Raw genomic sequence first — 13,299 nt, 5'->3', positions numbered from 1 at the left:
GATTACTCCACGGTCACTGATTTTGCGAGATTACGTGGTTGGTCAACGTCGGTGCCTTTCAGCACAGCAACGTGATACGCCAGCAACTGCAAAGGCAGGGTGTAAAGCACGGGCATCAGGATGGGGTCGCAATCCGGCATCTCAATCGCATGGGTAATGTGGTCTGATGCCAATTCGATACCCTCGTGGTTACTGACCAGAATCACTTTGGCGCCACGTGCGGCCACTTCGCGAAGGTTCGAGAGTGTTTTCGCCATCATTGGGCCCGGAGGCGCAACCAAAACTACAGGCATACTGTCATCAATCAGGGCAATAGGGCCGTGTTTCAGCTCGCCTGCCGGATAAGCTTCAGCGTGGATGTAGCTGATCTCTTTGAGCTTCAGCGCGCCTTCCTGAGCCAGAGGGAACCCTGTTCCTCGGCCGAGGAAAAGTGCGTGCTCAGATTGCATCATGGAAGCAGCGACAGACTTAAGGGACGCCAGTTGGTCAATCACATTAGATAAGCCTACCGGTAGGCTGAACAGCGCCTTGATCGCCGCTTTTTCGGCTGCGACATCCAGTCGGCCACTGGCTTTTGCCGTGCGTAGGGCGGTCAGCAGCAGAACCATCAACTGTCCGGTGAAGGCTTTGGTCGAAGCAACACCAATCTCAGCGCCAGCCAGTGTGCGCAGGAAGCAGTCACTTTCAGCGGCCATGGTGCTGGTATCAACATTAAGCAGTGACATGCAAGATAAGCCTTGCTCTTTGGTGTAACGAAGCGCGGCGAGGGTGTCAGCTGTTTCGCCAGATTGGCTGATAAACAGCGACAGGGTGTTTGGTGACAGTGGAGATTCGCGGTAGCGATATTCAGACGCAACATCCGCCTCGACGGGAATCGCTGCGAATTGTTCGAACCAGGTACGGGCGACCATGCCTGCATAGTAAGAGGTGCCGCAGGCAACGATAGAAAGACGGTCAAAGCGTTCCAGATTGGCTGGGAACATTTCATCTTTTAGTGTAAATGTCGCGTTGTCACAGTAGTGGTTGAGCGTATTGCGAACCACTTCTGGCTGCTGGTGGATCTCCTTCAGCATGTAATGACGATAGCCTTGCTTGCCTTGGTCGTGCTCGGAGACCTGCAGTGCTTTCATTTCTCTGTGCGTGGTTTTGCCATCGGTGGTGGTGATCACCAAGCCATCAACGCTTACTTTGGCAACATCACCGTCTTCCAGCAGGCAGAGGTTGCGTGCAACACTCGCTAAAGCAATCGAATCAGATGAAATAAAGTGACCCGCTGCGCCCTGACCAATCACCAATGGACTGTCGAGACGTGCGGCATAAACCGTGTTTGGCTCAGAAGCGAAGATGACTGCAATCGCAAAGCTGCCTTCCAACGTGGCGACAGCTTCTCGCAGCGCAGCTTCTGGTGACAATCCTTTATCAAGGTTGCGGGTAATGAGCAGCGGGATGCACTCGCTGTCGGTTTCGCTGTTAAAGCAATAACCATCACTTTCCAGATCGGCTTTCAGTGCACTGTAGTTTTCGATGATGCCGTTATGAACCACCGCAACTTTAGGTGTCATGTGCGGGTGGGCATTGGACTCGGAAGGTGCACCGTGGGTCGCCCAACGGGTATGGGCAATGCCCACAAAGCCTTCTAATGGATGCTCTTTCAGCAGTGAGCTCAAAGCATCAAGTTTGCCCGGTGCACGGCGACGTTGTAATCCGGTTCGTTGTGCGATCACCAGACCACTGGAGTCATATCCGCGATATGACAGGGCACGAAGCCCACCCACTAATGCTGAGGTGACTGACGTTTCTGAAACAGCTGCGAAGATTCCACACATAATCGTTCTCCTTGGTTTTCTTTTCCGCTCATTAATGAGCGCCTTTTCCAAAAAGAGAGCACTAACTGTGCCAAGATGTAATGGTTTAATTTTCAGACAGATAGAGTAAAACGCCGTGCGATAAAACGGCGTTTTCTCATTATGAAAGTCAGATTAATCAAATTGACGCTTAGTTTGCTGTTTGCCTTTTCATCGCCTGAATGGAAAATTTTGGTAGCAGGCTGAAGCGTTGTGCCAGCAGTACCATAGAACCTATCGCCATCATCAGTAGCATAAGGCGTGCGATGTCTGACCATTCATAAGTGGAAACGTAAAGCCAGAAGAAGCAAAAACCACCGCAGAAGAGCAAGGCCGTTAATGGGTAAGGCAGATGGTAAAGGTGCTGGCTCACAGCATAGAACAACACAAACCTAAGACCTTGGGTAAAGGTGAGTGCCATTAGCACACCCATCACGCCGTAGCTGTTGCCCCACCAAATCAAGGTACCCACAGCAACCAGAGCTGACACCACATTAATCGCCATTTGACCATAAGTGGTGTCTCCGGCGAAGCTGCCAAGATTGACCAGTTCAGCCAGCTCTTTGAACAATGCTGCAATGATTAGAAAGACGGTGAAAGTCGCAGCGAGTTGATAGGTATCAGGGAGTAACCAAGTAATGGCGAGTGGGGCCAAAAAGGCAACCATCACAGAAATGAGCATCACTGCGGTAAGTCCAAAACAGGTATAACGTGTCGCTGTTTCGCGTCCGTTGACGTCATAAAGCACATCGAAGCGTTTTGGCATCCACCACATACCGAAAGGTTGCAGTAAAAGCACCACTGCCAGCCCGAATTTCGCGGCGACACCAAACTGTGCTACCTCTTCGAGAGAACTGACTTCTGCCAGTACCCAGCGATCGAAACCGTTCATGGTGAAAGCCATCAGGCCGCTCGCCATGATAGGAATGCTGTAGATGAGTGATTGCTTCGCAACAGGCATGGAAAACGCCAATCCCGTTTCACGAACCTGAATCACAAACAGAATCACCGCCTGTACGGCAGCCGCAATGATCCCGGCTTCCAATACGCCATCGATGCCTCGGCCTGAAAGCAGCATCACCACAGTGAGAGCCGCTTGCAGCAGGGCACGGCCAACGGCGACGGAGAAGAAGGTGAAGGCACGATTCTGCATGCGAATCCAACCGAGCGGTACAGCGATACAACCCTCCAGCGCCAGCATCAAAAGTACCAGACGCAGTTGATAGGTGGTGAGCCCACCGGGAACCATACTGTCGAGCCAAGCCGCCAGTGACCAGGATAAAGGGATCACCACAGCGCAGATAATCAAAGTGAGCGTGAAGATTCGTGCGGACATGGTGAGCCGTTCTGCCTCGGATTTACAACGCCCGACAAAGCGATACAAGGCGTCTTCAAGTCCCAAACCAACCAGAATGCTGCCGAGGGCGGCGATACTGCTGACAATCTCCAATTTCCCGAATTCAGCTTGAGGCAACTGATGGGTAATAAAGGGCAGCATCAGCAGAGAGATCCCTCTCATCAATGCCATGCTGCTGCCATACAGCAGGGTTTGTTTCATCATTGGCGATAACGCTTTCATCCTTGAACCTCATCGCGGGCGAGCGTGGCTTCATTGCGTGCGCTTTGTTGAGTGAGTGCGTCACAAATGGCGGAGAAGCAAAGTTCGGCGCGGTATTGACGCGCAATTTGGAACGCTTCCTCGCCCAACTCTTTCAGTGACTGCATGTTCTGCTGCGCTTTAGCCAGTGTACGGGCAAGATCCGCTTCATCGTCCGGCAAGTATTTCAGGCAGTTTTCGCCATCAGTCAGTTGGGTGTCCCAGTAGGCACCATCGGAAGGAATGATGACGCACATACCCGCAGCCATGGCTTCGAGAATGGATAAACCGAAGGGTTCTTTGGTGCTGGTGGAGACAAAAATATTGCTGTGCGCGCGAATGGCATCCAACTGTTCAGGCGCTTCATGCCAGAACACTTTTGTGATGCACTGTGGCGCGTTGCTGACCGCAAGATTAGTCTGTTTGGGGCGGATAAAGCAGATGTGCGTTTCCGGGCGTTCAGACGGTGTCATGTGCGACAGTGCTTTGGTTAATGTGTCCAACCCTTTCCATTTCAGGAGAGAAGCCGCCCAGAACAATACCGCATAGTCATATTGGCATCGGGTTGGCCAAAGCGTCTTAGGCAGACCATTTCTGAAAGTCTGGAATTGAGGAAAGGCGGAAACATCTTCCAACGAGCCTGTTGCACTGATGGCGTGGTTTAACGAATCCCGCGTGGAGTCAAGATAATAGACTTCATCGGCGGACAGTAAGCAGCGGCCAATGGTTCTTGAGCGTGCAACCGGGCCATGTACCATTTGCACCAGACGGTAACCCAGCAGAAAACGGGCGAGGTAAAGGCCAAGGTCGACGCCCGGGCCTGATGCTGCGAGCGCCGTATCCATTCTTCCAACAAACAATCTTAGCCAAAGTAATTGCAGGGCAATCAGAAAATGACGGGCGAAGTAGCTTAAACCCTGTTCGGCTTTTTTCAGTTGCTTTGGCATGTACAAGGTTTTTACGTACGCCTGCGTTTTCGCCCAGGTGTCAGGGTCAGATGTCAGAATCGAAATGCGAACCGGCTTTGATTCCAACTGGCTAAGGATATGTTTGGTGGATACCTTAGAGCCGCCCGCAAAAGGGATCGGGTCAAGAATCACGATATGCTTTAAACGTTTCATTACACGGCCTCCGAAGGTTGACGACGGAGTTTGCGAACAATGTTCAGTGATGCCTTAACAGGAGGCACAAATTGCCATTGGCTGGTCCAACGGGCGGTCATGCTTGGATTAGTCAGCAGTGATTGATATAGGGCTTCAAAGCGTTGGGTATGTTGAGTGATGGTGAATTCCGCCATCACGCGGCGATAGCCATCCTGCGAAAATTGCAGGCTTTGCTCTGGATTCGTAAACAGATGGTAAGCCGCTTTTGCAATAGCATGGGCATTGTCGGGTTCAACAAGAATGCCGGTTTTCTGATGGGCGATCACGCCTGGAATGCCGCCAACTCGTGGGGCGACAACCGGTAAACCTGCGAGGTTTGCTTCCGCGAGGGTTAAGCCGAACACTTCTTCTCTCGCGCCGGAAAGATACACATCCGCACCGCCACGCATCAGGCCGACGACGTTTTCCTGTTCGCCAATCAGGTGAATGCGATCCTTCATGCCGGCTTCTGCAATCTGGCTTTCCAGTGCCGCGCGTTCACTGCCTTCACCGATAACAACAAGGTGGGCTGGCAAGCGCAATTCCCGCATCTGGCGGCAGGCTTCAATCAGCAAATCGACGCCTTTGCGGTGAATGAGTGAGCACACAGTCACGGCAACGAAAGCATGGTAAGGAATGCCGCATTTCTTGCGTAAATCCTCAACTGGCTGGCTCAACAGTTTTTGAGTGTCGATGCCATTGGGAATGACCTGACAGCGATCTTTGTTCGCGCCGTCGCTCAGCAATTGGTCCACCACAGGTTGGCTGACACCAACGGCCATGCTGGCATGATGAAAACCGAGTGTAATACGATCACGCAGTGGATAGCGGGAGTGTAGGTGAAGTACCAAAGGTAATTTGCGGGCTCTGGCAACCAGATTCAGCCACTGTGATGGGGCACCACTGTTTGAATGCAGAAGAGAAATGTTGTGCTTATCAACAATACGAAGGCCTTCGTTGACCAACTTGATGTAACCGACCACGTCCCACTTGGGCGCTTGTTCCCCGAACAGCAAAGTAAAGTTGCTGACGTAAACCGGAATATCGAGTTGGCGAACCTGTTCAGCCAATGCTTCATTGTTACACCAGAGCACAGGTGCAAACGCAGATTTATCGAGGTGGGTCAGCAGGTCGATCAGACAACGTTCGCTGCCACGAATCCAGTTATCACCATAATGCACAAAAAGTACGTTCTGACGGGTTTGTTGAGTTTGCAGTGATGCGTTCATTATTCTTCCTCCAGCCCTTTTGGCGATGAATGCGCCGGACTTGTGTATATGAGTGTGATTGCAAAGAGCGCACCAATTTTTAAGTGATTGAAATGAAAGAGCTTGAGTGCTTTTCTCGCGTCAGGCTCAGTGGTTTCTTTCATTTTGAGAGTCAGATTAAAGGGAATATACCCAAACGACCTGAAGATGCAGGATTCAGCGAGATTGACTGGCGTTGTGATCGCGGCGTTCCTTTGCAGGTGTAGTCACCTCCATCAAAAAGGAACAACAAAGAGCATGGCGTCAGTCAACTCGCCCGAAGGGAGGTCATCAATGCGCCCACTTCTTCGTTAAATTCCACGGAAATAGAACGACTATTCCTCGCGAAATTTGCCTCGAATTGAACGCATTGATGGCCTCTGAATACGAGCATCTTCAGGTCGTTTGGGTATAAGCCTTCAGCAATTTCGGAACGACAGCTTCAGCGGAGTAACGCTCTTTAATGGTTGAAATCGCGTTGATTTGCCACGTTGAACGCTTTTGCGGATCGCTGTTTCGCCAGTCATGCACCACATCGACCATGGATGTCACGTCCCCTTGTTTCAGCAACCAACCATTTTTATCGTGCTGGATGAGCTTATCGAGCGCACCGACATTGAAAGCGGCCACCGGAATCCCCCGCGCCATGGCTTCAAGCGATGACATAGGGAGACCTTCAGCGCGGGACGGCAACACCAACAGCCCAATGCGCGGCCAGACCCTTCTCATGTCTGTCTGAGCGCCATGGAACACCACGTTAGCAGGTGCAGACTTTTCAAGATCCTTACGCATGGGGCCATCGCCATAAATGTGGAAGTCCATATAAGGAAAGTGTTTGGCAAGCAACACGAAACGGTCAGGCGCTTTTTCTTTGCTGAGGCGACCGACAAAGGCAATCTCTTCGCCGGATGATAAAGAGAGGTCTTTGGTATTAACAAAGTTGTCCGACAGTTCAGCAGGGCAGGGGATCGTTGACAGAATGGGCGTGCTGACAGCGAACACTTTGTCGGCCAAAAAAGCGGTATGACGGTCAAACCAGTCGTACATTTTTAGCTTTCCTTGCTTTTCTTCGCCGCTGTGGAAGGTGCTTGCGCAAGTGATACCCATCATCTTACACATAGGGCGAACCAGAATGCCGGCTTTGTAACCATGGGTATGAATAACATCAGGCTTGTGCTTGCGTATTTGACGCCAGAGGGTTGTCAGACGTCCGTCTAGCACCTCACACTGGAGACCTGCATAAAGGAGGCGGCGTTGGACAGGATGGCTGCCGTAGTTATTGAGAAAGACCACAGTCACTTCATTCCGCGCACTGTTCAAGCCAAGCGCCAGGTGCTCTACGTGAGACTCGATACCGCCGAAACCGCGACTGTCCAATATTAACCAAATCTTCTTCGTTTCCATTTTTACCACCCATTTCCAATGAAAAAAGTGAAAAGACCCTACAGAAAGCCTTTCAGCAAACTTAGTGCCAGTGTGCTAACTCATTGAAATAGCGAAGAGGGCGTTATTACGCAGTGTGTGCAAGGTGTTGAAATTCATCAAAATGAGAAAAGGAGAAAACGGAATTAGTCAAACCGCATGTCAAAATGACGAAATGATACGAGCCCACTTCTTTCTCACAAAGATAGAAAGAGGTGGTGGCTTGTTGGTGATGGAAGAATTCTATCAATGGCAATAACGTGAAATGATTTTATATCCATGTTTTTATTAAATAATCTATCGAATTTGAGTCGTCTTTCTTTCTAAAATGACCCTCGGTTCAGAAAATCTGGCAAACCCTTTGCAGAGAGTGCCGATAGAATCTCGAAACGGACAGAGGTCTTTATGGCAAGTTATTTAGTGACAGGCGGATGCGGATTTATCGGCTCCCACTTAGTCGAATCGCTTCTGGCAGAGGGTCATCATGTCAGGGTCGTCGACAACCTCTCAACGGGCTACCGCAACAACGTTCCACGACACTGTGAACTTCGTGTTGCTGATATCTGCCAGCCGGGTGTGCTGGAAGAGGCGATGAAAGAAATGGATGGTTGCTTTCACCTCGCCGCCATCGCTTCTGTTGAGCGCTCAAATGAAGAGTGGATAGAAACCCATCAGGTGAACCTGACCGCCAGCATTCGTGTGTTTGAGGCTGCCCGCGCAGCTAAGACGCCTGTCGTCTACGCGTCTTCTGCTGCTGTATATGGCGATAACGCTGATATGCCTCTGTCAGAGCGCTCGATCCCCCGACCATTGACCGCCTACGGCGCAGATAAGCTGGGCTCAGAACTTCACGCCAGAGTGGCTTCCATGGTTCATGGTGTTCCGACAGCGGGAATGCGCTTTTTCAATGTGTTTGGGCCTAGACAGGATCCTAAATCGCCTTATTCCGGCGTGATTTCTATCTTCGCCGATAGAATCATGGCCTCTCAACCCCTGACAATTTTTGGCGATGGCGAGCAAACACGCGATTTCATTTATGTTGGCGATGTGGTCCGTTTCCTCCGTGGTGCGATGCAGAGTATCTCCACGACACCTGAGGTCTTTAATGTATGCCGTGGTGAAGCGCTTTCCGTTAACCAACTTGCCAATACCTTGATGACCTTAACGGGGATCAAAGTCAGTGTCTCCTACCTGACAGCGCGAAAAGGTGATATCCGTACTTCGATTGGCAGCCCCATGCATGCCCAAAAAGAGCTGCGTCTGGTAGCGAAAACCTCAGTCACGCAAGGGCTGAGAGAGTTGATTGATTACCTCAACGAAGACGGTGAACGCTCGGTGGGATAGCTCGGCAATCTCAATAAGATTCGAAAAGAACAACGCCGCATATATGCGGCGTTGTTTTTGGTTTGAAGATGGAAATGTCGGTCAGACTTCGTCAGTTTCCCAAGCCTGCTTTTTCCGATAAAGCGTGGAAGGGCTGATTTGCAATAGAACGGCGGCCTTCAACACGTTCCCATCACAATAGGCGATGGTTTTCTGAATGGCTTCCCGCTCAATCTCGCTCAGTGGACGAATGTCAGAATCAGGTGCTGCGTCTTCGTCCGATCTATCCTCAATAAATTCGGCTTTTACAGGCTCAATCGGTTTCATTGTTTTGGTGATGGATCGGATTTCCTGATCGCTCAAGGTTTCATTCAAAGGTGGCGGTAACTGTTTGATGGTAACCGCCTCCCCATCATGAAGAACCACTACATTTCGAACCACATTCTGCAACTGGCGGACGTTGCCCGGCCAGGGGTAATGGCGCAGCACGACTTCTGCCTCGGGGGAAAAACGGGAGAAGAGTTTTCCTTCTTCCTCGGCGTAAGAAACCAGGAAGCTGGTGGCGATGGAAAGAATGTCATCGCCCCGCTCGCGAAGGGGGGGCATGGCGAGTGGTACCACGTGGAGACGGTAGTATAAATCTTCGCGGAAACGACCTTCTGCCACTTCTTTCATTGGGTCGCGGTTGGTTGCACACAAAAAGCGAATGTCTACGCTCTCTTCTTTGCTGGCACCGACTTTCTGATAACGTCCCGTTTGGATAAATCTCAGCAGTTTTTTCTGCAGTTCTAAATCCATTTCGCAGATCTCATCAAGGAACAGGGTGCCGCCATTGGCTTGTGCCGCCGCTCCCTTTCTGTCACTGCTCGCGCCGGTAAAAGCCCCTTTGATATGACCGAAAATTTCGCTCTCCATCAAATCGTGAGGAATAGCGCCGCAGTTCAATGCAACAAATGGTTCATCTGCACGAGGGCTCTGGTTATGAATGGCTTCTGCGCATACTTCTTTCCCGGTACCGCTTTCCCCTGTGATAAAAACCGTGGCTTTGCTTGGGGCGGCAGAGTCGATAATGCGGTAAACGTTCTGCATAGGCAGGCTGGCACCGATAAAACCATGATAGGTCTGCCGCTCAAAGCTGCTTTGTAGGTCTTCCACCAAACCTTGAAGACGTGCGTGCTCTAATTGATTCTTAATGGTTGTTTTGAGCCTTTCTGCACTGACCGGTTTTTCGAGAAAGTCCACCGCGCCTTGGCGCATCAAATCGACGGCGGTATTTAGCGTGCCGTGACTGGTGACGATGATAACGGAAGAAGGAATCCCCTGTTTTTTAATCCACTGCAGGATTTCTTCCCCAGGCATATCAGGCAGTTTCAGGTCGAGCAAAATCAGGTGGGGCGTGCATTCCTGGAGGTAATCGAGCGCCGCCTGACCGGTTTCGACGCAGGCCAGTTCAACAGACTCGTTGGCCAGATATTGTTTGTAGAGGTTAGCGAGTGGTAGCGAGTCTTCAATGATCAGGACGCGGTACGTTGACTTCATGTGGGCTTTTTCCTCTTTGTGACCGTCGGCTTAGCACGGCAAGCGATGGTTAGTTTTTGTCTTAAGTGTAAGACATATTCGACCTACTGTTCCGTAAAGCCTTTTTCTGCCCGAGTTTCTAACGCTTCGAAAGACTTTTCAGCAATATCAGAAATGGCTTGTGCACTTGCGAACGCAAGGTCAAAGCTTTGCTCAAGACAATGCTTTTCGATGTCTCTACAGAACGCACAAAGCTGTTTGTTGCCATGGGCTGCAGCACTGCTGCCGAGGGTATGTGCTTCAAACTCAAGCGTGTAATGGTCGTTCTCATCTGCCGACTGGGCGATTTTTTCCACCCGCTGACGGGCATCTTTGATGTAAAACTCAATCAACTCTGGCACTAATTCTGCGGACGTATCTTTGGCTAATTGTGCCAGAGTGGCTTCATCTACCATTGGTGCGTCGTTATCTGTACCGGTATCGGCTTCGGCGTTAACGTCCGCTACGCCTGTTAGGGGTTTGGAGGCCATTGAGAGTGCACTGTCTGGCGCAGATTTGGGACCAATCCCTACGTCATTCGGTTGCCAGCGGTTAAGGCAGTCAAGGATGGATTGTCGGGTAAAGGGTTTGGAAACAAAGTCATCCATGCCAAGTTCGATAAAGTGCTCCCGATCGCCACGAAGTGCATGGGCGGTGAGGGCGACAATCACGACATCTTTAGCAGGAGTGTCCATTGCACGGATTCTCTTGGTGGCTTCCATGCCGTCCATGTGTGGCATCGAAATGTCCATCAAAACAATGTCGTAAGGAATACGTGAAACGGCTTCGACGGCTTCGACGCCGTTACTGACGATATCGACAGAAATACCGGAGAATTCCATCATGGTGCGCAGCACGATTTGGTTTGCGGGATTATCTTCTGCCACAAGGATGCGCAGGTTATCTGAAATATTGGTTGGGTTGATGTCTTGCTTACTCTTGCTGGTTACCTCACCAGATTCTTGCTCATCCGCAATGGCCAACTCAATGGTAAAAGTGAACGTGGATCCTTTACCCACTTCACTGATCACTGAGATTTGCCCGTTCATCTGACTGACCAACTGACGGCAAATTGCCAAGCCTAATCCGCTTCCTTCATGGGTACGGCTGTAGGTGGCCTGTGCCATCGTGAATTCTTCAAACAGGGTAGGAATGTGTTTTTGGTCAATCCCTATTCCTGTGTCTTTCACATCGACCTGAAGTTGCACCGAATCATGCCGGCGGTGTAAGCATTGAAGGTTGATATTGACGGTGCCAGTGTTGGTGTATTTCACCGCATTGGAAAGCAGATTCAACAGAATTTGGCGGACACGATCACCATCGCCGACCAAATATTTTGGTACACCGTCTGCAATACGGGAGTTCAGTTGGAGGTTTTTGTTCTCTGCCTGAGGGTAGACGATATCGACCGTATGTTCGAACAGGTCATACATGTTGAATGGGTTGTCCTCGAGCGAGAGCTTGCCTGCTTCCATCTTGGAGAAATCAAGAATGTCGTTGATGATGGCCAGCAACAATTCACCGGATTCACGGGCGGTTTTCACCAGCTTTTTCTGTAAGTCATCGAGCTCGGTTTCTTTCAAAAGCCCAAGTACGCCAAGTACGCCGTTCATTGGCGTGCGGATTTCATGGCTCATGGCGGCCAGAAAGTGGCTTTTTGCTTTATTGGCGTTCTCTGCAGCCTGCTGCATTTCTTTGAGTTTCGCTTCGCCCCGTTTTTGTTCCGTTAAATCAAAGAAGTGGGCAACATAGTGGCTGAGTTCGTTGTTTTCATCGGTAATGGACGTGATTGACATAAATACCGGAATGTTATGTCCGGCTTTGTGCCGTAAGCGCATTTCTCCTTCCCAACTGCCTTGGGAATTCAAAATACGCCATATCTTTTTGTGGAAGCCGAGATCTTCTGGGTTCGCTGTCAGTGAACGGGGTTTTTTGCCAGCGACTTCGCTGCTCTGATAGCCAGTAATGTTCGAGAAGGCAGGATTACTGCGGATGATATGGCCTTTGTTATCAGCAATGAAAACTGGCTGTGAGGTATCGAAAGCGTGAGCGGCGATTTTAAGTTCTGTTTGGTTCTGCAAACGTTGGGAAATATCGCGGATATAGGAAACAAAGATGTGCCCTTTCTGTGTTTTCGCTGCAGAGATGGATATCTCGATAGGAAACTCCCGACCGCTACGACGAATGGCGCTGAGTTCGATGCGTTGGTTGAGGACTGGGCCTTCACCGGTTTTTAAAAAATGGCGCATACCCTGAATGTGCATGTCTCGCATGGGAGTTGGGACGATGGTCTCCGCCATCGATTTTCCGACGATGTCATCCCGATCCCAGCCGAAAATTTGTTCTGCCACCGGGCTGAACTCGATGATGATGCCCTGATCGTTGGCCACGATGATCGCGTCATGTGAGGCTTTGTAGATGGCTTCGCTTTGCTCTTCAATCTGGCGCGCTTCAATGTACGAATACTTTTGTTCTTTGAGCGAAGCTTCGAGCTGAGCGTAGCTTTTATCCAACTTGTCTTTGGTGTTGAGAATATATTCGACGGTGGCGCTGATATCATCGGCGTAATTGACCAGTTTGACATCCTGAGGTGCTGTGTCGGTGCCTTGCAGATGGTTTAAGCGTTTCAATGGTCGCATTGCGCCGACCATCATAAAGTAGATACTGAATATGGCGATGATGGCGAGCGCCACCGTGCTGAATATGATGATTTGCCCTATTTCTGACGATGCTGATTCAAAGTGTTGAGCCTGAAAACCAATCACTGCCTCAACGTTTGGAACCGGGCTTTTTTCGATGGGAACCGAAACGGTGGTGACTTTAATGGTGGGATCCCGCGATGAATGAGAGTGAGCCAAAACGTCCTGCCCTTTTTCAATTGTCAGGTACAAAATCCCCGGTTGCTTGGTGATTTCGTCTGAGATACGTTGCAACCCTTCCAGATCTCCCCGTTCCAAATAAGGCAGGGTGGTCAGCGTGACCAATTGCGAAATATGTGCCTCGAGATGATACACATCATCATGCTTTTCTTTTTCCAGCAATGTTGCAGCGAAAGCGATCATCACTGCCAGCCCAATGGCGAAAAAAAGAGCAACGCGATAAATAGTTCTAATGCGAATCTTCAAAGCGGGCCTCTGCTTACAAATATGAGCTTGGTGGCATAAAAA

General features: G+C 50.3%; 8 protein-coding genes. 1 reads left to right on the top strand and 7 read right to left on the bottom strand.

Features of this window, described 5'->3' with window-relative positions; translation table 11 throughout:
* Positions 1–2: 2 nt before the first annotated feature.
* From glmS to QL223_RS12085, 5 genes are all read right to left on the bottom strand, one after another.
* Entirely contained in the window at positions 3–1,826 is a 1,824-nt protein-coding gene (gene glmS / locus QL223_RS12105; RefSeq protein ID WP_281544893.1) for a glutamine--fructose-6-phosphate transaminase (isomerizing), read from the bottom strand.
* 169 nt (positions 1,827–1,995) lie between these two features.
* A complete protein-coding gene (locus QL223_RS12100) occupies positions 1,996–3,423 on the bottom strand; it encodes a lipopolysaccharide biosynthesis protein (protein WP_002539858.1) in 1,428 nt (475 codons plus the stop codon).
* Positions 3,420–4,562 (bottom strand): glycosyltransferase family 4 protein, encoded by a 1,143-nt coding sequence (locus QL223_RS12095; RefSeq protein WP_281544892.1) that lies wholly within the window; start codon positions 4,560–4,562, stop codon positions 3,420–3,422. The genes QL223_RS12100 and QL223_RS12095 overlap by 4 nt, the downstream gene beginning before the upstream one ends.
* The gene (locus QL223_RS12090; RefSeq protein ID WP_281544891.1) at positions 4,562–5,812 is read right to left on the bottom strand and encodes a glycosyltransferase; all 1,251 of its coding nucleotides are present in this window, start codon (positions 5,810–5,812) and stop codon (positions 4,562–4,564) included. Before QL223_RS12090 ends, QL223_RS12095 begins: the two co-directional genes overlap by 1 nt.
* Positions 5,813–6,226: 414 nt before the next feature.
* Complete coding sequence (locus QL223_RS12085) at positions 6,227–7,234, bottom strand: glycosyltransferase family 4 protein (protein WP_281544890.1); 1,008 nt, start codon at positions 7,232–7,234, stop codon at positions 6,227–6,229.
* A gap of 423 nt (positions 7,235–7,657) precedes the next feature.
* Here QL223_RS12085 and QL223_RS12080 point away from each other — a divergent pair, with 423 nt between their 5' ends.
* Entirely contained in the window at positions 7,658–8,596 is a 939-nt protein-coding gene (locus QL223_RS12080; protein ID WP_002539864.1) for an NAD-dependent epimerase/dehydratase family protein, read from the top strand.
* Between the two features lie 81 nt (positions 8,597–8,677).
* Here the strand turns inward: QL223_RS12080 and QL223_RS12075 are convergent, their stop codons facing one another.
* Both QL223_RS12075 and QL223_RS12070 read right to left on the bottom strand, forming a co-directional pair.
* On the bottom strand, positions 8,678–10,114 hold the full coding sequence (locus QL223_RS12075; protein WP_281544889.1) for a sigma-54 dependent transcriptional regulator: 1,437 nt from the start codon (positions 10,112–10,114) through the stop codon (positions 8,678–8,680).
* A gap of 83 nt (positions 10,115–10,197) precedes the next feature.
* Positions 10,198–13,257: a PAS domain S-box protein gene (locus QL223_RS12070; RefSeq protein ID WP_281544888.1), complete on the bottom strand. Its 3,060-nt coding sequence runs from the start codon at positions 13,255–13,257 to the stop codon at positions 10,198–10,200.
* Between the last annotated feature and the right edge of the window lie 42 nt (positions 13,258–13,299).

This window comes from Grimontia sp. SpTr1 (genome assembly GCF_947387585.1).
Lineage (GTDB): Bacteria > Pseudomonadota > Gammaproteobacteria > Enterobacterales > Vibrionaceae > Enterovibrio > Enterovibrio indicus.
This window is presented reverse-complemented; position numbering and strand designations above follow the sequence as displayed.

Coding starts and splice junctions, on each gene's coding strand:
- glmS (WP_281544893.1), bottom strand. CDS start 1,826: ATGTGTGGAATCTTCGCAGCTGTTTCAGAAACGTCAGTCACCTCAGCA.
- QL223_RS12100 (WP_002539858.1), bottom strand. CDS start 3,423: ATGAAAGCGTTATCGCCAATGATGAAACAAACCCTGCTGTATGGCAGC.
- QL223_RS12095 (WP_281544892.1), bottom strand. CDS start 4,562: ATGAAACGTTTAAAGCATATCGTGATTCTTGACCCGATCCCTTTTGCG.
- QL223_RS12090 (WP_281544891.1), bottom strand. CDS start 5,812: ATGAACGCATCACTGCAAACTCAACAAACCCGTCAGAACGTACTTTTT.
- QL223_RS12085 (WP_281544890.1), bottom strand. CDS start 7,234: ATGGAAACGAAGAAGATTTGGTTAATATTGGACAGTCGCGGTTTCGGC.
- QL223_RS12080 (WP_002539864.1), top strand. CDS start 7,658: ATGGCAAGTTATTTAGTGACAGGCGGATGCGGATTTATCGGCTCCCAC.
- QL223_RS12075 (WP_281544889.1), bottom strand. CDS start 10,114: ATGAAGTCAACGTACCGCGTCCTGATCATTGAAGACTCGCTACCACTC.